The sequence below is a fragment of the Pseudomonadota bacterium genome (genome assembly GCA_038533575.1).
In the GTDB taxonomy this organism is placed as follows: domain Bacteria; phylum Pseudomonadota; class Alphaproteobacteria; order Rhodobacterales; family Rhodobacteraceae; genus Shimia_B.
In genome coordinates, this window is the sequence record JBCAYL010000001.1 from 509,717 (window position 1) to 528,783 (window position 19,067).

Annotated in this window: 19 protein-coding genes; 9 read left to right on the top strand and 10 right to left on the bottom strand. The window is 66.0% G+C overall.

The window, feature by feature from the left end; genetic code table 11:
* Window positions 1–7 precede the first annotated feature (7 nt).
* The 4 genes from AAFM92_02600 to AAFM92_02615 all read left to right on the top strand — a co-directional run bounded on the left by AAFM92_02600 (window position 8) and on the right by AAFM92_02615 (window position 5,450).
* A complete protein-coding gene (locus AAFM92_02600) occupies window positions 8–1,546 on the top strand; it encodes an ABC transporter substrate-binding protein (protein ID MEL7299250.1) in 1,539 nt (512 codons plus the stop codon).
* Window positions 1,547–1,661: 115 nt separating this feature from the next.
* Window positions 1,662–2,630, top strand: coding sequence for an ABC transporter permease (locus AAFM92_02605; protein MEL7299251.1), 969 nt, complete (start codon window positions 1,662–1,664; stop codon window positions 2,628–2,630).
* Window positions 2,627–3,532 carry an ABC transporter permease gene (locus AAFM92_02610; GenBank protein ID MEL7299252.1) on the top strand — a complete coding sequence of 302 codons (906 nt, stop codon included), beginning with the start codon at window positions 2,627–2,629 and terminating at the stop codon, window positions 3,530–3,532. Before AAFM92_02605 ends, AAFM92_02610 begins: the two co-directional genes overlap by 4 nt.
* Window positions 3,533–3,734: 202 nt before the next feature.
* The gene (locus AAFM92_02615; GenBank protein ID MEL7299253.1) at window positions 3,735–5,450 is read left to right on the top strand and encodes an ABC transporter ATP-binding protein; all 1,716 of its coding nucleotides are present in this window, start codon (window positions 3,735–3,737) and stop codon (window positions 5,448–5,450) included.
* Here the strand turns inward: AAFM92_02615 and AAFM92_02620 are convergent.
* The 4 genes from AAFM92_02620 to AAFM92_02635 form a co-directional block, all read right to left on the bottom strand.
* Window positions 5,447–5,884 (bottom strand): hypothetical protein, encoded by a 438-nt coding sequence (locus AAFM92_02620; protein MEL7299254.1) that lies wholly within the window; start codon window positions 5,882–5,884, stop codon window positions 5,447–5,449. The genes AAFM92_02615 and AAFM92_02620 overlap by 4 nt on opposite strands.
* A 67-nt stretch (window positions 5,885–5,951) precedes the next feature.
* On the bottom strand, window positions 5,952–6,623 hold the full coding sequence (locus AAFM92_02625) for a DUF1045 domain-containing protein (protein ID MEL7299255.1): 672 nt from the start codon (window positions 6,621–6,623) through the stop codon (window positions 5,952–5,954).
* 52 nt (window positions 6,624–6,675) lie between these two features.
* Entirely contained in the window at window positions 6,676–7,464 is a 789-nt protein-coding gene (locus tag AAFM92_02630; protein MEL7299256.1) for an N-acyl homoserine lactonase family protein, read from the bottom strand.
* The gene (locus AAFM92_02635) at window positions 7,461–7,751 is read right to left on the bottom strand and encodes a putative quinol monooxygenase (GenBank protein ID MEL7299257.1); all 291 of its coding nucleotides are present in this window, start codon (window positions 7,749–7,751) and stop codon (window positions 7,461–7,463) included. Before AAFM92_02635 ends, AAFM92_02630 begins: the two co-directional genes overlap by 4 nt.
* Window positions 7,752–7,826: 75 nt before the next feature.
* Here AAFM92_02635 and AAFM92_02640 point away from each other — a divergent pair, with 75 nt between their 5' ends.
* The 4 genes from AAFM92_02640 to AAFM92_02655 are packed head-to-tail and all read left to right on the top strand — an operon-like array spanning window position 7,827 to window position 11,750.
* Entirely contained in the window at window positions 7,827–8,900 is a 1,074-nt protein-coding gene (locus AAFM92_02640; protein ID MEL7299258.1) for an isocitrate/isopropylmalate family dehydrogenase, read from the top strand.
* Window positions 8,901–8,902: 2 nt separating this feature from the next.
* Window positions 8,903–9,886 carry a Gfo/Idh/MocA family oxidoreductase gene (locus AAFM92_02645; protein ID MEL7299259.1) on the top strand — a complete coding sequence of 328 codons (984 nt, stop codon included), beginning with the start codon at window positions 8,903–8,905 and terminating at the stop codon, window positions 9,884–9,886.
* A complete protein-coding gene (locus tag AAFM92_02650; protein ID MEL7299260.1) occupies window positions 9,883–10,542 on the top strand; it encodes a GntR family transcriptional regulator in 660 nt (219 codons plus the stop codon). Before AAFM92_02645 ends, AAFM92_02650 begins: the two co-directional genes overlap by 4 nt.
* Window positions 10,539–11,750 (top strand): DUF4147 domain-containing protein, encoded by a 1,212-nt coding sequence (locus AAFM92_02655; GenBank protein ID MEL7299261.1) that lies wholly within the window; start codon window positions 10,539–10,541, stop codon window positions 11,748–11,750. The genes AAFM92_02650 and AAFM92_02655 overlap by 4 nt, the downstream gene beginning before the upstream one ends.
* 29 nt (window positions 11,751–11,779) lie before the next feature.
* Here the strand turns inward: AAFM92_02655 and AAFM92_02660 are convergent, their stop codons facing one another.
* Window positions 11,780–13,036, bottom strand: a complete 1,257-nt coding sequence (locus tag AAFM92_02660) for a cytochrome c peroxidase (protein ID MEL7299262.1) — start codon at window positions 13,034–13,036, stop codon at window positions 11,780–11,782.
* A 33-nt stretch (window positions 13,037–13,069) separates the two neighbouring features.
* On the opposite strand from AAFM92_02660, the gene AAFM92_02665 reads away from it, so the two are divergent.
* Window positions 13,070–13,546 (top strand): tetratricopeptide repeat protein, encoded by a 477-nt coding sequence (locus AAFM92_02665; protein ID MEL7299263.1) that lies wholly within the window; start codon window positions 13,070–13,072, stop codon window positions 13,544–13,546.
* Window positions 13,547–13,714: 168 nt separating this feature from the next.
* Here the strand turns inward: AAFM92_02665 and AAFM92_02670 are convergent, their stop codons facing one another.
* From AAFM92_02670 to AAFM92_02690, 5 genes are all read right to left on the bottom strand, one after another.
* Window positions 13,715–14,917 (bottom strand): aminotransferase class I/II-fold pyridoxal phosphate-dependent enzyme, encoded by a 1,203-nt coding sequence (locus tag AAFM92_02670; GenBank protein ID MEL7299264.1) that lies wholly within the window; start codon window positions 14,915–14,917, stop codon window positions 13,715–13,717.
* A gap of 217 nt (window positions 14,918–15,134) precedes the next feature.
* Window positions 15,135–16,205 carry a TRAP transporter substrate-binding protein DctP gene (gene dctP, locus AAFM92_02675; GenBank protein MEL7299265.1) on the bottom strand — a complete coding sequence of 357 codons (1,071 nt, stop codon included), beginning with the start codon at window positions 16,203–16,205 and terminating at the stop codon, window positions 15,135–15,137.
* 64 nt (window positions 16,206–16,269) lie between these two features.
* Window positions 16,270–17,823: a TRAP transporter large permease gene (locus tag AAFM92_02680; GenBank protein MEL7299266.1), complete on the bottom strand. Its 1,554-nt coding sequence runs from the start codon at window positions 17,821–17,823 to the stop codon at window positions 16,270–16,272.
* 79 nt (window positions 17,824–17,902) lie between these two features.
* The gene (locus tag AAFM92_02685; protein MEL7299267.1) at window positions 17,903–18,484 is read right to left on the bottom strand and encodes a TRAP transporter small permease; all 582 of its coding nucleotides are present in this window, start codon (window positions 18,482–18,484) and stop codon (window positions 17,903–17,905) included.
* A gap of 67 nt (window positions 18,485–18,551) precedes the next feature.
* The gene (locus AAFM92_02690; GenBank protein ID MEL7299268.1) at window positions 18,552–19,052 is read right to left on the bottom strand and encodes a flavin reductase family protein; all 501 of its coding nucleotides are present in this window, start codon (window positions 19,050–19,052) and stop codon (window positions 18,552–18,554) included.
* Window positions 19,053–19,067 lie beyond the last annotated feature (15 nt).

Below are 19,067 nucleotides of genomic sequence, written 5' to 3' on the forward strand. Positions count from 1 at the left end.
ACGTCCCATGCTTCGCTTCTCCACAGCGCTCGCCCTCGTTCTGGCCCTTCCGGCCAGCGCCGAGGAATTCAACTTCGCCGTCACGACCGATCCGCAGACCATGGATCCCCACGCGGTCAACTCCGCGCCGGTGCTCGGCTTCTTGAATAATGTCTACGAAGGCCTCGTCCGGCGCGGCAAGGACATGTCCATCGAGCCTTCGCTGGCCGTGAGCTGGGAACCCATCGGAGACGGAGAGGGCTGGCGCTTCAACCTCCGCGAGGGCGTCACTTTCCAGGACGGCTCGGCATTCAACGCCGATGACGTCATTTTCTCTTACGAGCGCGCGTCCTCGGAGCAGGCTGATACCTCGAGCTGGTTCGCGCCGGTGAGCGAGGTGATCCGGGTCGATGACTTCACGGTCGACATCATGACCACCGCGCCAAACCCGATTTTTCCCGACAGCATCGCCAACTGGATGATGATGGACAGCGGCTGGGCCGAGGCCAATGATGCCGTGCGCCCCGACAAGGATCAGGGCAACTTCGCCACGCTCAACGCCAATGGCACGGGGCCCTTCCAGATCGTTTCGCGTCAGCCCGACCTGTCGACAGTGCTCGAGCCCCATGCCGGCTGGTGGGGGGATGTGGAGCATAACCTGACGCGCGTGGAGATGACGCCGATCCAGAACCCGGCCACCGCGCTGGCCGCGCTTTTGTCCGGCGACGTGGACTTCATCAATCCTGTCCCGATCCAGGATGTCGCGCGGCTCGCTGGCAACCCCGATGTGCAGGTGATCCAGGGCATCGAGGCCCGCGTGATCATGCTGGGCTTCGACCAGCAGGAGGGCGGCCCGTCCACCAACGACATGTTCCTCGACCCCGCCGCGCGCGAGGCCGTGGCCCGCGCGGTGAACGTGCCTGCGATCCTGCAGACGATCATGCGCGGCAATGCCGAGGTGGCCAGCCAGCTCGTGAGCCCCGCCATGCGCGGCTACTCCGATGCCGAGGCCGCGCCTTACGGCTTTGACCAGGATGCCGCGCGCGCCCTCGTTGAAGAGGCGGGCCTCGCAGGGCAGACCATCGAGTTCAAATGCCCGAACGACCGCTATCTGAATGACGAGGCCGTGTGCCAGGCCATCACAGGCATGCTCGCGCAGGCGGGCATGGACGTGACCCTCGATGCGATGCCCGTGTCCAACTACTGGCCCGAGCTGCGCGCGGACAACTTCGACATGTACCTCCTCGGCTGGTCGCCCGGGACCTTCGATGCCGAGCATCCGATCCGCTTCCTCGCGTCCACGCCCAACGAGGAAAAGCGCCTCGGCAGCTGGAACTTCGGCGCCTATTCCAACGCCCGCATCGACGAGCTCTTGCCCATGATCCAGTCCGAGATCGATGAGGAGGCCCGCCAGGCCATGCTCGATGAGGTGGCGGGCATCATGCAGGACGAGGTGGCTTACGTGCCGCTTTATGTGCAGCCGCTTGTCTGGGGTGCCGGCGCGGGGATCGAGCTCACGCAGCGCCCGGACAACTTCTTCATCCTTCGCTGGGTGACGGTGAACTAAGGCTGCTCAAGGGAAATACGCGCCCCGGCCTTCGAGCCGGGGCCTCTGCCCCTGCGAGCGCTGAGGTGGAGGTCCCGGGTCAGGCCCGGGACGTGAAGCGCAAAAGGTCGGGCCTATGCTCTCCTACATCATCAGACGCGTCGGCCAGTCCATCCTCGTGCTGCTCATCACGGGGCTCGTTGCCTTCTCGATGTTCCGCTTCGTCGGCGATCCGATCGACAATATGCTCGGCCAGGAGCGCACGATGGAAGATGTCGAGCGCCTGCGCGCGCAGCTCGGCCTCGATCAGCCCTTCGTTGTCCAGTATTACCGCTTCCTCGAACAGGCCTTGCAGGGGAACTTCGGTGTCTCCTTCCGGCAGGGCCGCCCGGTGGCCGAGATCCTCCTCGAGCGTGCGCCGGCGACACTGGAGCTTGCGGCCGTCTCTGGCCTCTTCGCCATCGTCCTCGGCATCGCGCTCGGCGTCTTCACGGCGATCCGCCGCAACGGCTTCACGGCCAATTTCATCATGTCCGCCTCGCTCATCGGTGTGTCGCTGCCGACGTTTCTCATCGGCATCCTCCTGATCTACCTTTTCTCGGTGGAGCTCGGCTGGCTGCCGTCCTTCGGCCGTGGAGAAACGGTCGATGTGGGAGGATGGTCGACGGGCTTTCTCACGGAGTCCGGCCTCCGCGCGCTGATCCTGCCGTCGATCACGCTGGGCCTCTATCAAATGACCCTCATCATGCGCCTGGTGCGATCCGAGATGCTCGAGGTTCTGAGGCAGGATTACATCCGCTTCGCGAAAGCCCGAGGCCTCTCGGACCGCGTCATCAATTTCCGCCACGCGCTGAAGAACACGATGGTCCCGGTCATCACTGTCATCGGCCTCCAGCTCGGCTCGATCATCGCTTTCGCCATCATCACTGAGACGGTCTTTCAATGGCCCGGCGTGGGCCTCCTCTTCATCAATGCGATCCAGTTCGTCGATATTCCCGTCATGGCCGCCTACCTCATGCTGATCTCGGTGATGTTCGTCGGGATCAATCTTCTCGTGGACATCCTCTATGCCTTCATTGACCCGCGCCTGAGGGTGTCGGCATGACGCGGTTCCTCGAGTCCGATCTCTTTTACGCGTTTCGCACCTCGCCCGTGGCCGTGGTGTCGTTCATCGTGACCGTGCTTCTTGTCCTGTCGGCGGTGCTCGCGCCGCTCATCGCGCCCACGAACCCGTTCGATCCGGCGAGCCTAGATCTCATGAACGGCTTCACCGCGCCCATGGCGCCCAATGCGTTCACCGGCGACAGCTTTCTCATGGGCACCGATGACCAGGGCCGCGACGTCTTCTCCACGATCCTCTACGGCATGCGCATTTCGCTCTTCGTGGGGGTGGCCGCGGTGCTCTTCGCGATGACGCTCGGCATCTTCCTCGGTCTCCTCTCCGGCTATGTCGGCGGCTGGACCGAGACGATCATCATGCGCACGGCGGACGTGCAGCTGACCTTTCCGTCGATCCTCGTGGCCATGCTGATCTTCGGCATCGCCAAGGGCATTACGCCCGTGGAATACCGGGACCAGATGGCGATCTGGGTGCTCATCCTCGCCATCGGCCTCTCCGACTGGGTGCAGTTCGCGCGCGTGGTGCGGGGTGCGACGCTGGTGGAGAAGTCCAAGGATTACGTGGCCGCGGCCCAACTGATCGGGCGCGGGCCTATGACGATCATGGTCCGCCATATCATGCCCAACGTGCTGTCGCCCGTGCTCGTCATCGCCACGATCTCGCTCGCGCTCGCGATCATCGCGGAGGCGACGCTGAGCTTCCTGGGCGTCGGCGCACCGCCCACGCAGCCGTCGCTCGGCACGCTCATCCGCATCGGGCAGGGCTTCCTCTTTTCGGGCGAATGGTGGATCCTCTTTTTTCCCGCCATGACGCTCCTCATGCTCGCGCTCGCCGTGAACCTCCTGGGCGATTGGCTCCGCGACGCGCTCAACCCGAGGCTCAGATGACCCAAGCACTGCACTCGCAAGCGCGCAGGCGCCATGCCCGACCTCGGGTGGGCATCGCTTCGGACGATGGATGCGCACTTCTTGCCGCCAGTCGGGCAACCGTTCGTGGTGCGACATCGGCGTATGCCCTCCCGGGGGGGAGGTCGGGCATGGCGCCTGCGCGCCGGAGCGCTGATACCTCCGCGCTTTGAAGGAGCGAAACATGACCGAGCCCGTCCTCTCCATCCGCAACGTCACCGTCGACATCCCGACGCGGCACGGCCTGTTTCAGCCGGTCCAGAACGTCTCCTACGACATCCGCCCCGGCGAGATCCGGGGTGTGGTGGGCGAGTCCGGTGCGGGCAAATCCATGACCGGCAACGCCGTCATAGGCCTGCTCGACCCGCCCGCGCGCATCGCCGAGGGCGAGGTCTGGCTCAACGGGCGGCGGATCGACGGGCTCGACGCCGAAGAGAAGCGGCGCATCCGGGGCAAGGAGATCGCGATGATCTTCCAGGACCCGCTCACCTCCCTCAATCCGCTCTTCACGGTGGGTCAGCAGCTCGTGGAGACGATCCAGCTCCATCTCGGGCTCTCGGCGGCTGACGCGAAGACGCGCGCGATCGAGCTACTGGATCGCGTACGCATCCCGAACCCTGCCGAGCGTTTCGATCAGTACCCGCACCAGTTCTCCGGCGGCATGCGGCAGCGCGTGGTGATCGCGCTCGCGCTCTGCTCGGAGCCCTCCGTAATCGTGGCCGACGAGCCCACCACCGCGCTCGATGTCAGCATTCAGGCGCAGGTGCTCGACCTCATCAAGGTGCTAGCGCGCGAGCGGCAGGTGGGGGTGATCCTCGTCACCCATGACATGGGCGTCATCGCCGACACGACCGACGAGGTCACGGTGATGTATGCGGGCAAGGTGGTGGAGCAGGGCACCACGGCCCAGATCCTCGGCGCGCCAAGCCATGATTACACAAAGAGCCTCATCGCCGCCGTGCCGCGACCGCAGGTCAAGCTCCACCGCTTCCCACAGGTGAGCTATGGCGGGCGCGAGACGACCTTCAAGATCGAGGACCTCGCGCGCAACTGGGGCCGCTCAACGGCCTCGAAATCAGGCACCCTGCTCGAGGTCGAGGGCCTCACCAAACGGTTCCTGTCCAAGGGCTCCCTCATCCCGTCCCGGCGCGCGTATTTCACGGCGGTGGACGCGGTGAGTTTCGACATCAAGGACGGCGAGGTTTTCGGCCTCGTGGGCGAGTCCGGCTCCGGCAAGTCGACCGTCGCGCGGATGATCGCCACGCTCTACCCGGTGGACGATGGCAAGGTGATCTTCGACGGGGAGGAGATGACGGGCCTCGATGCCGCGGGCATCGCGCGCTACCGGCGCCAGATCCAGATGATCTTCCAAGACCCGTTTTCGTCGCTCAATCCGCGCATGTCGGTGGGTGACATCGTGGCCGAGCCGCTCATTCACCACAAGCTCCTGGCGAGCGGGGAGGTCGGCCCGCGCGTGCGCGAGCTGCTGGACCGCGTGGGCCTCGCCTCGGATGCCCATCGCAAATATCCGCACGAGTTCTCTGGCGGTCAAAGGCAGCGCATTTCCATCGCGCGGGCATTGGCCACGCAGCCGCGCTTTCTCATCTGTGACGAGCCCACGTCTGCGCTCGACGTCTCCATCCAGGCTCAGATTCTCAATATCCTCAAGGATTTGCAGGAGCATCTTGGCCTATCGATGCTCTTCATCTCCCATGATCTGCCGGTGGTGCGCCAGATGTGCGACCGTGTGGGCGTCATGCGGCAGGGCAAGCTGGTGGAGCTTCAGGAAACGAGCGCGCTCTTCGAGAGCCCGAAATCCGACTATACTAGGGAGCTGCTCGAGCTCATGCCGCGGCTCGATCAGCTCTCGGAAGAGGAGATCGCCGGACTTCGCGCCTAGTCGAGCGGGAAGGTCAGGCCCACCGTGATGATCCCGTCCACGGGGCTGCCGTCGAGCGGAATGATCTGCGAGAAGACCGGTCCCTGCCTGAGTTGCAATCCGAGGAGCGGGACGAAATCGCCCGCGCGGAAATCCGTGATGATGTCGGCATTCTCATAATAAGCGAGACCGCCAAAGACCTGTGCCGCGCCGTTCTGCCACTCGTAGAGATCGACCGCGCCGGTCAATGACACCGACGGTTCGGCGTAGGAATTTCGATAGGCGCCGACGCTGACATCCACCGTCCCGCGCCATGTCAGGAAGACGCCGGGAACAAACTCCTCAAATCCGTCCGCACCGAGGTGATGCGCCCCGAGAAGCACGGAGACAGCATCGGGATCCGCCGCGGCGGGGCTCGCCGCCAGGGCGGCAAGCAGGGCAAAGGTGGCTTTCATGACTGCGCGTGCCTTCTTTCTTGATTGGCGGCACGCTCGCGCAGAATTGTGGCCAAATCTGGGCGGTCTAGCCCTTCAGCGGCACCCGTTCGATGACTTCGAAACGGCCGTCTTCGCGCTCGCCGCACAAGCTCACGGCATCGATGACAAAGGGGCTGGGGAGAGCCGCTGCGAAATGGGCCCTGAGGATCGCGGCCACCGGCTCGGGCCCTGGCAACGGGCCGGTCAGCGTCATGTGAAAGCGGAATTCTTCGAGCACGTAGGGGTAGCCCCATCTGCCGAGAAGCGCCTCTTGCGATGCCGTTAGGCGCGTACGCTTCCGTCGCTCGAGTTCATCGGCTGTGAGGGGTGCGCGAAAGCTGTCGAACTGCGTGACGCAGGACGCGGCGAGATCGTCCAATGCGTCTGAACGCATCTCAGGGACAAGCGCGACAAAACTGCCGAGCGTGGCAACCCGCAGCCCTTCGAGCGTAACGGGTTCCTGCGTTTGCGCAAACGCAATGAGCGCCTCCGAGAGCGACGCGGCGGACGCCCCAACAGCCAGCCGAAACGGCGCTTTCAGCGTGGCGTGGAAGCCGTACTTGCGCGGGCGCTCGGTGATCTCGGCCGCGTTGAGACCGAGCTCCGGGTGCGGTCTCTCTTCACGGTTTGCGGCGTCCCAGCCAAGCCACGCCGCCGCCATGTCCGCGAGAAGCCCCTCGGGGCAGGTGTAGTAGAGGGCGTAGCGCCGGTGGGTCATGCGCGGAGGTTGCCGTTTTCGAAAACGAAAGGGAAGCGCTTGGCGCGGCGGTTCATCCCGGCTCGGTATCGGGCCCGCGATCGAGGCGATGGACCCCGGGCGCGACCTCCGGGAAATTCGCGCGAACGAGCGGGTCATGGCCCGGCACGATCAGGCCCGGCCTGGAGGCGAGGCGGTGCAGCGTCTCGAAGCCCTTGAGCATGTCTTCGACATCAATGACGATGGGGAAGGGCCTGCGATCAAACGCATTCTCGTAGTAGTGCGCGGCATCGGAGGCGAGGCAAAGCCATCCGGCTTCGGTCAACACGCGCACCGCCTGAAGGCCCCGCGAATGCCCTCCGATCCGATGGACAGTGACGCCCTCGGCGATCTCGGCGTCTCCGTCGTGAAAAATGACCCGCCCGGAATAGACCCGCTTCACCGCCTCGCAGACGTGATCGGCCGTGAAGGGCGCCCGCAGCGTGTCGTGGCACATGCAGGGCCCGGTGGCGAAGGCCATCTCCGCGGTCTGGAGGTGAAGGGTGGCATTCGGAAAAAGGTGGAGGCCGCCGGCATGATCGTAGTGGAGATGCGTGACGATGACTTCGTCCACGGCCTCTGCCGCGAGGCCCAGCGGTTTCAGGGCCTCCCTCGGATCGGTCGAGATCGGCCGCCCCCGTGCCGCCCCTTCGGCGGCGTCATAGCCTGTATCCACAAGGATGTGGCGACCATCCTTCTCAAGCACCCAGAGGAAATAATCCATGGCATGGGGCGCGTCGTGATTGTCATCGAAGAGGAAGCTGTCGGCGCGCGTGCGCGCGTTGCGTTCTGCGTATTTGACCGCGTGGACATGCCAGCTCACGGGAAGACCTGCGCATAGGTGCGAACGTCCTTGCCGACGATAATCGGCGCCGTCTCGGCGTCGAAAATCTTGAAATGCTCGGTCGCGAGATGCGCGTCGAAAGCCGCGGCATCATCATAGAGTTCGTAGAGAAACACTTCATTGGGCCGGGCATCATCATGGCACACGTCAAAGCGATGACAGCCCGGTTCATCGCGCAGGGAGGCGGCTGCGTTCGGGCGGATGGATGTGAGGAAATCCGGCATCTTGCCAGGCGCGATTTCCAAGGTGACCACCACTGCAAACATATCGCGCTCCGCCTTGTCCCGTTTTCTGGTATCTCATAACGTATACGTAATTTAACCGTCAACGAGGGCAGGCCAGTGGCGCAGACTTTCAGGATCGCCGTCTTCGAGGGTGACGGCATCGGGCCGGAGATCACAGCGCCCACGCTGGCCCTCCTCGACCGCCTCGCGTCCGACTATGCCCTCGACACCGTCACGCTGCCGGCCGGGGCGCAATGCTATGCAGATACCGGGAAAGCGCTGCCCGAAGCTTCGCTCGCCCAGGCGCGGGACGCTGACGCGATCCTACTCTCCGCCATGGGGCTTCCCCACATCCGCTACCCGGACGGGACGGAGATCGTCCCCCAGATCGATCTCCGCATCGCGCTCGATCTCTATGCCGGGGTGCGCCCGGTCCGCATCGTCCCGGGGCAGCCGAGCCCCCTGAAGGTCGCCGCCACCGAGGCGCTGGATTTTGTCCTTGTCCGCGAGAGCACGGAGGGGCTCTTTCACACCAAGGGCACGGGCCGCGTCACGGACGACTACGCCGAGGAAACCCTCCGCCTCACGCGCCGGACGAGCGAGCGGGTGTCCCGATTCGCCTTCGAGCTCGCGCGCGCGCGAAAGGCCGCCGGGAAAGGGCCCGGGCGGGTGATGTGCGTGGACAAGGCCAATGTTTTCCGCGCCTTCGCCTGGTTTCGGGAGATCTTTGACGGCGTGGCCGAGGGCTACCCCGATGTTGGGGCCGATCACGGCTATGTCGATGCCGTGGCGCTCTGGATGGTGGACCAGCCGCACCGGTTCGACGTCATGGTGACCGAAAACATGTTCGGCGATATTCTGAGCGATCTCGGCGCGGGCCTCATGGGCGGGCTGGGCCTCGCCCCCTCCGCCGATATCGGAGACACGCACGCCGTCTTCCAGCCCTGCCACGGCACCGCGCCCGACATCGTGGGCAAGGGCCTCGCCAATCCCATGGCGATGATCCTCTCGGCGGCCATGATGCTCCGTTGGCTCGGCGAGACCCATGGCGCAACAGCCCCCCTTGCCGATGCGGAGCGTCTCGAGCGCGCGGTGGACAAAGTCATTGCAGAGGGCCGTGTCCTCACCGGTGACCTTGGTGGCACGGCAGGTACGGCCGATGTCTTCGCCGCGGTCGAGGCCGCGCTGTGACGATGCTGCGCGTCGTGACCGTGGGGGCGGGGTACTTCGCCGCCTTCCATCACGAGGCGTGGCGGCGGCACCCGCAGACGGAGCTCGTGGGCGTGGTCGATGCGGACCCGGCAAAAAAGGCCGACTTCACGAGCCTCGGCGCGGCCCTCGACACCAAGCCCGACATCATCGACATCGCGTCGCCGCCACCGTCGCACGCCGCGCTCGTGCGCGAGGCCATCGCAGCCGGGCCCCGGGCGATCATCTGTCAGAAACCCTTCACAACCTCCGCATCCGAGGCCGCAGCGCTCGCGCGGGAGGCCGACGCTGCCGGGATCCCCCTGATCGTGCACGAAAATATCCGCTTCCAGCCGTGGTATCGCCGGATGAAGGAGGCCATGGGCGAGCTCGGCGACATTCACCAGCTCAGTTTCCGGTTTCGCACCGGCGACGGGCAGGGGCCGCGCGCCTATCTCGACCGTCAGCCCTATTTCCAGACGATGCCACGCCTGCTCATTCAGGAGACCGCCGTGCATTGGATCGACACGTTTCGTTTCCTGCTCGGTCCGATCGAGGGGGTTTATGCTGACCTGCGGCACCTCAACCCCGCCGTGACGGGCGAGGATGCCGGTCACGTGCTCTTCAGCTTCGACGGCGGCGTGCGCGGGGTCTTCGATGGCGACCGCCACCTTGACCACGATACGCCCGATCCTCGCCTGACCTTCGGCGAAGCGCTGCTGGAGGGCACGCAAGGGACGATCACGCTCACGGGGGACGGTGCGCTATCCCAGCGGGACTTCGGCACGCGGGAGGCCCGGATCATTTTTCCGCCCAACAGCTGGCCGGGCTTCGCGGGTGATTGTGTCTACGCGTTGCAGGCCCATGTCGTCTCCGCGCTTCTGGGCCATGGGCACTTCGAGAACGAGGCGCAGGACTACGTGACCGTTCGCGAAGTGGAGGAGGCTATCTACCTCTCCCACGAAGAAAAACGCTGGGTGGCCACATGAGCGAGACCGCCGCCACCCGCGCCGCCGAGGCTCTGCGACAGCTGATCTTTCGGGGGGAACTCGCGCCGGGATCCGATCATCTCGAGGCGGAGCTCGCGGACCAGCTCGGCATGTCGCGCACGCCCGTACGCGAAGCGTTGACCAAGCTCGAGGCGCAGGGGCTCGTGACGATACGTCCGCGTCGGGGCGCACGCGTGGTGGGGCTCTCGCCGGAGGACATGGACGAGATCTACGATGTCCTCACGGTGCTAGAGGCTGCGGCAGCGGGGCGGGCCGCGGCGCGGCGGCTCTCGAGCTCGGAACTCGCGCCCATGGAGACGGCCATTGATGCCATGGAGGATGCGCTCGCGCGGCGCGACCTCGAGGCCTGGGCGGATGCGGACGATGCCTTCCACACCGCCCTCGTGGCGGCATCGGGCAATGCGCGGCTGGCCGAGACGGTGGCGTTGCACACCGATCAAGTACGGCGGGCGCGGTCCGTAACGCTGCGCCTGCGCCCGCCGCCCCACGGCTCGAATGCCGACCACCGCGCCGTCCTCACCGCGATCCGTCGGGGAGAGGCGGCGGAGGCCGAGCGGCTCCACCGGCGGCACAGGAGCCGCGCGCGAGCGCTCCTCGTCGACATCCTGAAACGACATCAGCTCAATCGCGTATGACACTGAACTTGCAAGAAAAACGGGCCGCGGTGCAAGAGATCTTCATGGCTGGCGTGGCCGCCGCCGATCCCGGCGATGCGGTGGCGCGCGCGCTCAAGGCGCGGCCCGTCGCCTCGGGTGCGACGATCATCGCCGTGGGCAAGGCGGCGCTCCGCATGGCAGAGGCGGTGCGGGCAGAGGTCGAGAACCCGCGCGAGATCCTCATCGTCACCAATCCCGAGAATGCACGCGACATGGCAGCGGCGGAGGTCTTCGCCGCGTCTCACCCCGTCCCGGACGCGCAAGGCCTCCGGGCCGCGGAGGCGGTGGAGGCGGCGCTGGGACGCGCTGATCACGTGCTCGCGCTCCTGTCGGGCGGGGGCTCGGCGCTGTTGCCCGCGCCGGTCAAGGGCCTGACATTGGATGACAAAATCAGGGTGAACGAGCTTCTCCTCGCCTCGGGCGCGGACATCACGCAGATGAACCTGGTGCGCCAGTCGCTCTCGCGGCTCAAAGGCGGCGGGTTCCTTCGGGCGGCGGCGCCCGCGCCGGTGCGGGCGCTCATCCTGTCGGACGTCGTGGGTGATGACCTCTCCACCATCGCCTCGGGGCCCACGGCGCCCCCCCTCGGGACGCGGGCAGACGCAGCCCAAGTGCTCGAGGCGCTAGGGCTCATCAACCGGGTGCCGGAGGCCGTGCGCCGGGTCCTCGCCGCGCCGGAGGAGGCCTGGGACGGGCCCGCGGCGGAGAATGAGCTAGTGGGCTCGAACACCGCGTCGGTCATGGCCATGGCAGGGGCCGCGCGGGCTTACGGGCTGCCCGTCCATGTCCACGCGCCGGCGCTCACGGGCGACGTGGAAGAGGCCGCGCGCCGCGTGGCGGGAACGACCGATCCCGGCATCCACCTCTTTGGCGGGGAGACGACCGTGACCCTGCGCGGCAGCGGAAAAGGCGGGCGCAATCAGGAGCTTGCGCTGCGCGCGGCGCTCCATCTCAGGCGCGGGGACTGGGTCTATCTGCAAGCGGGGACAGACGGGCGCGATGGGCCCACGGATGCCGCTGGCGCGATCGTGGACGCGGAACGGCTCGCGGCGATGCAGCAGGGCGGAGACCTCCTCGCGCAGCTCGAAAACAACGATGCCTACCATGCGCTCAAGCCGGCCGGTGCGCTTCTCGTGACCGGTGCCACGGGGACGAATGTCGCCGATCTCGGGGTCCTGATCCGCTAGAGGCGCGGGGCCGGAGCCCGGCCATTGGCTCAGTCGACGGGGAGGCCCGAGGGCACGGCGTCGGGCCGCCCGAGGGGGCGCGTGTGCGCCGTTTTCCCGGTTAGCGCGTGAAGGAAGGCCTCGATATCACTGAGCTCCGCGTCGCTGAGGGGGATGCCGTCGAGATCGAGCGCGGCCTCTTGCCGAGCCATTTCCCTTGCATCGGATTGTATCACGAAATCAATGGCTTCCAGCCATGCTGCGTCGGGCAACTCTGCCATCGTCGGACGCCACGCGGCACGGGCCGCGCGGGGATCGCGGTGATGCTCGAGGATCCCGCGCAGCGTGGGATAGGCCCCGTTATGGCCGTAGGGCGCGGTGAGCGCCACGTTGCGGAGCGAGGGCGTCCGAAAGCGGTAAGCATCCTCGAGGAGGTCCGTCTCTCCCATCCGTCCCACGTCGCGCGGCATGGGATCGAAGCGCCGCGTGCGGCCCGGGCCGAAAGCGGGGAGCGCGAGGGCGTGGAAGTCCTGATCGGTGAAGAGCGGCCCCGAGTGGCAGGTATGACAGCTTGCTTTGCCGAAGAAGAGCTTTCGGCCCCGTTCGGCGGCGGCGGGCAGGGGCGTCCCGTCCCGGAGCCAGTCGTCATAGGGGCTGTCGTAGCTTTGCCATTCCGAGCCGATGAAGGCCCCGAGCGCGTTGGCGATCTCCACGATCGTCACCTCCTCGGGAGACCCAACATCGGGGAAGGCGGCCACGAACATCTCGCCGTATTCCGGGATCACCCGGACGCGCTTGGCGAGGATCGGCCAGGCGGCGTCGATCCGGTCATGCACCGCCCCCGCCACCTCGTTTTCCGCCGGGTTCCCCGCCATCTCGAACTGCGCCGTGAGCGGCAGCACGGCCTGCGCGGCGATGATGTTGTCGAGGCCCTGCGGAAGCCATTCCTCGGCCGGGGAATTGAAGCCGTTGCCGTAAAGATCATCGATGCTCAGCCGACCATCATGGAAGAGCACGCGCACCGAGCGGTGGCCGAGGTTCCACAGCGTCGGCGCCGAGCGCGGGATCCGCTTTCGGATGCGGTCGGCCCCGCCGAGCGAGACCCGCTCCGGGCCGATCCCCACGCCGCCTTCGCCGATCCCGAGGCTCAGGCCATCGCCGCCATGGAGCGTGTGATGGTGGCAGGTGCCGCAGGAAATGTTGAGGTTGCCGGAGAGAACCTTGTCGTAGAAGAGCAGCTGCCCGATCTTGGCTTGATCTTCGTCGAAGGGCAGAAAATCATCCGAGGTGATGGGCTCGCTTGCCAGCGCGGGACCCGCGAGGAGCGAAAGGACGAGACCATGAAGAAGCTTGCGCTTGGGCTTGCGCTTGCCTGCCTTGCGGTGCCCGCTGCGGCCGAGATCGAAGAGGCGCGCGATCTGATGGAGGCCGGGCGCTTCGAGGAAGCCTATGCCGCGTTCTGGCCTGCGGCGCGGTCCGGCAATGCCGATGCCGAGGAGCTCATCGGGGTCATGTACGCGCTGGGGCTCGGGGTCGAGCAGGACTACGTGCGGGCCTTCGAGTGGTACCTGCGATCGGCGATGAAGGGACATCCCGGCGCGCAATCTGGTGTGGGCTGGTACTACGAGGTCGGCCTCGGTATGCCGGCCCCCGATCTCACGCGGGCCTACATGTGGTACGTGCTTTCGGCCATCGGAGGCGATCCGGACGCGGCGATTTCGAAGGAGGAGGTGGTCAAGAAGATGACCCCCGAAGAGATCGCCCATGCCGAAGCCCTCGTGGATGATTACCGGGTCTGGATGTACCCGTTTCGGTGAGCTTACCGGGCCGGGCGGTCAAAACAAGCGGGTACAATACGTTAGCACAGCGTGTACCCGGCCGCGAAGAGGGCCGGGAGTTTGGTTGGTGAAATCCGGCCGCGCGCGAACTTGGGTGAGACTTGGCCTCACTCTTAGTCTTCACTGTGGGTCAAATGGGGCGTGCCGTTACTCGGCTGCCACCTGTCGACCGGTGCCCTTCGCAGAGTAGGCGGCCGCGATGACGGCCTCCGCGATCATCTCCACCTCCTCGAGCGAAAGGCGCGCGGGCAGGCGCACGTCGCAGGCGCGTTCGAGCATGGCGCGCGTCTTGGGCAGGTCGCCGCCGGGGATCGACGCCTCCGGCAGGAACGCCCAATTCCAGAAGGCGCGGGCATTGTCGGTGGAGAGGCCGAAGACCTGCGCGCCGAGGTGGCGGGCCTTGAGCTCTGCCACCAGGGCGCGTGCCTCGTCATCGGTGAAGCCGGTGAGATTGAACTGGATGGAGTCCGGTGCGCGGTGCTCGCCCGGCAGCGGCGCCGGCACGTCGAAGAACTCGGTCTCGTTGAGGATGGCGGCCATGTGATCGTGATTGCGCTTGCCTTGCGCGCAGCGGCGGTCGAGCTCGGCGAGCTGCGCGTCTACAACGACGGCCGACAGGTTGCTCAGCCGCGTGTTGTAGAGCGGGAGCTTGTTCTGCCAGCGCTTGAAGGGCTCCTGCAGGACGGGGTGCTTCTTCCAATTGTGCTCGTAGGCGCCGGACATGATCACCGCGCGGGCGGCGAGGTCCGCGTCATCGGTGATGAGCATGCCGCCCTCGCCGGAATTGAGCATCTTGTAGGACTGGAAGGAGAAGCAGCCCACGCGGCCGATGGTGCCGATGCGCTTGCCGTTCCAGAGCGTGCCGAGGGAATGGGCCGCATCCTCGACGACGGGAATGCCCGCGGCATCCGCGAGCGCCATGATGGCGTCCATGTCGGAGGTGTGGCCGCGCATGTGCGAGATGAGCACGGCATCGGCGCTGGGGAGCTTGGCTTCGAAATCCGCGAAGTCGATGCGGTAATTCTCGCCGCATTCCACGAGGACCGGCACGCATTCGGCGTGGACCACGGAGGAGGGGACGGCGGCGAAGGTGAAGGCTGGGATCAGCACGCGCGCGCCGGGCTTAAGTCCAAGCGCCTTGAGCGACAGGAAGAGCGCGGCGGAGCAGGAGGCCACGGCGACGGCGTATTTGACGCCCATGCGCTCGGCAAAGCGGGCCTCGAGGCGCGATACGGGGCTGTTTTCGGAGGTGTAGCGGAAGAGATCCGCGCTCTGCATGAGCGCTGCCAGCTCTTCGCGGGCGGCCTCGGGGATGGGTTCTGCCTGGTGGACGTCAGGAAAGTTCGTCATGGGGCTCGCTCTCTCAATGTCGTTTGGGACGGAAAATCACAGGGAATTGTGAATGTCCAATGACGTGTTGTGATCTGGCGCGATGGGCGGATTAGGGAAGGGCGGGGCGTGTCCCCCATGGCACGATCGGCCAGTGACCGCACCGGCACGCTCGGCCAGAGAAAAGGGGCGCGCCCGCAGGCACGCCCCTCCAGATGATGGTGACGATGCGCCGGGATCAGTTGAGATCTGCGGCGCGACCCTCTGCGAGGAAGTCCTCGGCCTCGGCCACGGCGGCCTGGAGGTTTTCCAGCGTTTCGGGGCCACCGTCGATGTTGTCGTTGAACCAGCCGAGCACCGGCTCGGCGGCCTCCGCGAAGGCGGCTTTCTCGGCCGGCGTGGGCACGTAGAGGTCACCGCCGCCCGCCACGAAATCGGCATAGGCCTGGATCGACTTGCGCTTGGGCGAGGCGAAGGTGGCCTGCTGGAGCGCGTAGAAGCCATCCACCACCACGCGGCGCAGGCTTCCGTCCATGGACATGAACGTCTCGTTGTTCATTACCCAGAGCGCGCCCATGTAGGCGTGCCCGTCGAGCGTGACGTACTGGAGGCCGGCATCGGGGAACTTCATGTTCATGATGTCGGTGATGCCGTTCTTGGAGCCGTCGACGACGCCGGTCTGGAACGAGGTGAAGAGCTCGGGCCACGGGATCGGGGTGGGCGAGGCGCCGAGGGCCTTCACGAGTTCCTGGGGCAGGTCGGCCACGACGGTGCGGAGCTTGAGCCCGTCGAAATCAGCCGGTGCCGCAAGGCGGCGCTGGGTGTTGGCGAAGTTCCTCCAGCCGCCCGTATTGCCGATGGTCATGAGGCGGATCGTGTCGCCTGAATCCTCAAGCATCCGCGCGCGCATCTGGCGGGTGAAGTCGGTCTGCGTGAGCACGTATTCGGCCACGCGGTCATCGGCCATCACGTAGGGCAGATCGAAGACCTGCACGTAGGGGAAGACGCCCGAGGCACCGCCCGAGGTGGTCACGAAGATGTCGATGGAGCCGTCGGAGACGCCCTGAAGGCATTCCGTGCCGCCCGAGCAGAGCTGCGTGCCGATGAAGAGCTCTACGGCGATAGCGCCGTTGGAGGCCGCTTCGACATAGTCCTTGAAGACGATGAGGCCGTCATAATCCTCGTCGTTCTCGTTGGAATTCGCGGTGGCGCGGAGCGTGAACTCCGCGTGGCCCGCCGCGTAGGCGCCCATCGCCGAAGAGGCGAGGAGTGCGGCGGCCAGTGCCGCCTTGGTGAGACCTTTGAGCATGTGTTCCTCCCATGTTGTTGAGGTCTTCTCCGGGTTTTCCCCGGAATTCGGTGGTGCCCGCGCGCTAGTTGGCTGGTGGCGGCGGGCTGATGCATTCGAAGAAGCCCGCCTCGGGCGGACAGGCGATGAAGCCGGTGAGATAGGGCACCGACATGGAGATCGCGGGCACGTAGGTGATCAGGAAGATCACCGCGACCTCCACGGCGAGGAAGGGCAGGATCGCCTTGGCGATCGTTTCCACCTTCTCGCGCGAGACCGAGCTTGCCACGAAGAGGACGAGACCCATGGGCGGCGTGGCGAGGCCTACAGTGAGGTTCACGCTCATGATGATGGCGAAATGCACCGGGTGGACGCCGAGATCGACGAAGATGGGCCCGAGGATCGGGCCCAGGATGATGATGGCGGGGCCCGCATCGAGGAACATGCCCACGATAAAGAGCAGGAGATTGATGAGGAGCAGCAGGACGAGCGGGTTCTCCGAGAGGCTCAGGATGAATTCCGCCAGGATCTGCGGCGCACCGGACAGGGCCACCACCGTCTTGAAGCTCACCGCCGCGCCCACGAGCAGGAGGACCGCCGAGGAGGCGAGCGCCGAGCGGGCGAGGACGCCGGAGAAATCGCTCACCTTCATGGAGCGCAGGACGACCACCGAGACGAAAAGCGCGTAGGCCACGGCGATGGCGGAAGCCTCCGTCGGCGTCATGAAGCCCCCGAGGATGCCGCCAAGGATAATGACGGGCGTGAGCAGCGGCGCCACGGCCTTCTTGCAGACAAGGCGGAAATCGTGGCTCACGCGGCCCCTGTACTGCACGAGCAGAAGATGCATCGTCACGCAGCAAGCGACGAAGAGCGCGAGATTGATCCAGGCCTGGCTCGCGGGCGCGTCGTCGCCGAAGAAGCCCGCCGCCCCGCCGATGATCCGGAAGAGCAGGAAGCCGAAGGTCACCCGGAGAAGGATGAGCGACGTCCAGAATTCCACCGGGCTGATCGTCTGGTTCTCATGCACCACGCGCTGGGCGGGCGGCAGGTCGTAGCGGTCCGCGGTGACGCGGACCATGATCATGAGCCCCACGCCCACGAGGATGCCCGGCACGATGCCCGCGAGAAAGAGCGCGGCCACGCTTTCGCCCATGACGTAGGCGTAGATGATCATGATGCCCGAGGGCGGGATGATGGGCCCGATGACGGAGCTTGCCGCTGTAACGGCGGCCGCGAAGCGACGGGTATAGCCGTTCTTCTCCATGGCGGGGATGAGCGTGGAGCCCAGCGCGGAGGTATCCGCGACGGCGGAGCCCGAGAGGCCCGCGAAGAGGATGGAGCTCAGGATGTTGACCTGCGCAAGCCCGCCGCGGAGATGGCCCATGATGGCCTGGGAGAACTCCACGAGGCGGATCGTGATCCCGCCCCGGTTCATGATCTCGCCCGCCAGCATGAAGAAGGGCAGCGCCATCAGCGGGAAGCTGTCGATACCGTTATAGAGGTTGCGGTAGAGCACCGCGAGATCGCGGGTCTGCCCTTCGAGCGCAAGGAGCGCGCCCGGAGCCAGCAGAAGCCCGAACACCACGGGCAGCCCGATCATCAGCAGGAAGAGGAAGACGGGCAGGAACCAGATCAACATCTCCGCGTGCCTCTCGAACCGGGCCACGAATTTTTGCAAAAATTCATGCGCCTGTGGATATGGATGCGCGCGCCCGTCATCAGTCGATCGGGGCCGCTTCGGCGAGGGGTTTCAGGCGCTCTTGCCCACCCAGCAGCGTGATGAGCTGGCGGAGGATGAGCTCCAGGTTCACGAGGACGAGGAGCGAGAAGCCCACGAAAAGCGAGGCGAAGGCCCAGGCGTTCTTGAAGCGGATGCGCTCGCCCCCGAACCAGTCGAGCGGGAGGCGGAGCGAGGCGGAATTGCCCCGCGCGGTAAAGCTGTTCACATTCTCCCAACCGAGCTGCGCGCAGGTCCAGATGACGGCCATGGCGCAGCCGAGCAAGAGAAGCGACAGGAGCGAGGAGAGGACCCGGCTGAGCGCGCGTTCGAGCATGTCGATGGCCACGAAGCCGCCCTGGCGGTAGGCCAGCGGCCCGATGAGGCCGGTCATCCAGAGCATCAGGAAGCGCGCGGCTTCCTCTGTCCAGTTCGGCGCGTCGAAGAAGAGCCGCATGAAAATCTGGTAGAGGATGAAAAAGACCATCAGCGCCAGCGCCGCGATGGCCAAGGCGCGACCGATGGCCAGAAGCACATCGTTCAGCTTCTCCAGGGGCCGCAAGAGCCCCAGCAGTAGCGGCATCGCGCTACCCTCCCCGTGTCATTGACGTGGACCGTTGGCCGGCCTCTGTCGTCACTATGTGCAGGGCTCAGCCCTGCGTAAAGCGTCCATAGGTGCCGGACGCGAAAAGAAGCGGCTCGCCGGGCTGCGTCGTCACCGAGAGCACCCGCCCCACCGTGATGACGTGGTCGCCGCCGTCGTAGATGGCGTGCTCGGCGCAGTGGAAGCGGGCGAGGGGCGCCTTCAGGAGCGGCGTGCCATCGGGATGGGCCTCCCAGTCGAGCCCGTCGAAGGCGTGGGGCTCCTTGGCGAAGGCATTGCCGATCTCCTCTTGCGCGGCGCTCAGGACGTGGATCGCGAAGGGCTTGCCAGAAGTGTAGGCCTCGAAGCGGTTGGAACTCTTGGCCGGGCACCACATGACAAGGGGCGGATCGAGGGAAACGCTAGCAAAGCTGTTGGCCGTGAAGCCCATAGGGCCGTCGGGGCTCGCCACGGTGACGACGGTGACGCCGGTGGCGAAACGGCCGAGCGCATCGCGCAGCTTGCGGCTGTTGTCCTTCGTCGGTGCGAATGTCTCCATCTGACCCATGCCTTGCCCTCTGGT

Coding starts and splice junctions, on each gene's coding strand:
- AAFM92_02600 (MEL7299250.1), top strand. CDS start 8: ATGCTTCGCTTCTCCACAGCGCTCGCCCTCGTTCTGGCCCTTCCGGCC.
- AAFM92_02605 (MEL7299251.1), top strand. CDS start 1,662: ATGCTCTCCTACATCATCAGACGCGTCGGCCAGTCCATCCTCGTGCTG.
- AAFM92_02610 (MEL7299252.1), top strand. CDS start 2,627: ATGACGCGGTTCCTCGAGTCCGATCTCTTTTACGCGTTTCGCACCTCG.
- AAFM92_02615 (MEL7299253.1), top strand. CDS start 3,735: ATGACCGAGCCCGTCCTCTCCATCCGCAACGTCACCGTCGACATCCCG.
- AAFM92_02620 (MEL7299254.1), bottom strand. CDS start 5,884: ATGAAAGCCACCTTTGCCCTGCTTGCCGCCCTGGCGGCGAGCCCCGCC.
- AAFM92_02625 (MEL7299255.1), bottom strand. CDS start 6,623: ATGACCCACCGGCGCTACGCCCTCTACTACACCTGCCCCGAGGGGCTT.
- AAFM92_02635 (MEL7299257.1), bottom strand. CDS start 7,751: ATGTTTGCAGTGGTGGTCACCTTGGAAATCGCGCCTGGCAAGATGCCG.
- AAFM92_02645 (MEL7299259.1), top strand. CDS start 8,903: ATGCTGCGCGTCGTGACCGTGGGGGCGGGGTACTTCGCCGCCTTCCAT.
- AAFM92_02650 (MEL7299260.1), top strand. CDS start 9,883: ATGAGCGAGACCGCCGCCACCCGCGCCGCCGAGGCTCTGCGACAGCTG.
- AAFM92_02655 (MEL7299261.1), top strand. CDS start 10,539: ATGACACTGAACTTGCAAGAAAAACGGGCCGCGGTGCAAGAGATCTTC.
- AAFM92_02665 (MEL7299263.1), top strand. CDS start 13,070: ATGAAGAAGCTTGCGCTTGGGCTTGCGCTTGCCTGCCTTGCGGTGCCC.
- AAFM92_02670 (MEL7299264.1), bottom strand. CDS start 14,917: ATGACGAACTTTCCTGACGTCCACCAGGCAGAACCCATCCCCGAGGCC.
- dctP (MEL7299265.1), bottom strand. CDS start 16,205: ATGCTCAAAGGTCTCACCAAGGCGGCACTGGCCGCCGCACTCCTCGCC.
- AAFM92_02680 (MEL7299266.1), bottom strand. CDS start 17,823: ATGTTGATCTGGTTCCTGCCCGTCTTCCTCTTCCTGCTGATGATCGGG.
- AAFM92_02685 (MEL7299267.1), bottom strand. CDS start 18,484: ATGCCGCTACTGCTGGGGCTCTTGCGGCCCCTGGAGAAGCTGAACGAT.
- AAFM92_02690 (MEL7299268.1), bottom strand. CDS start 19,052: ATGGGTCAGATGGAGACATTCGCACCGACGAAGGACAACAGCCGCAAG.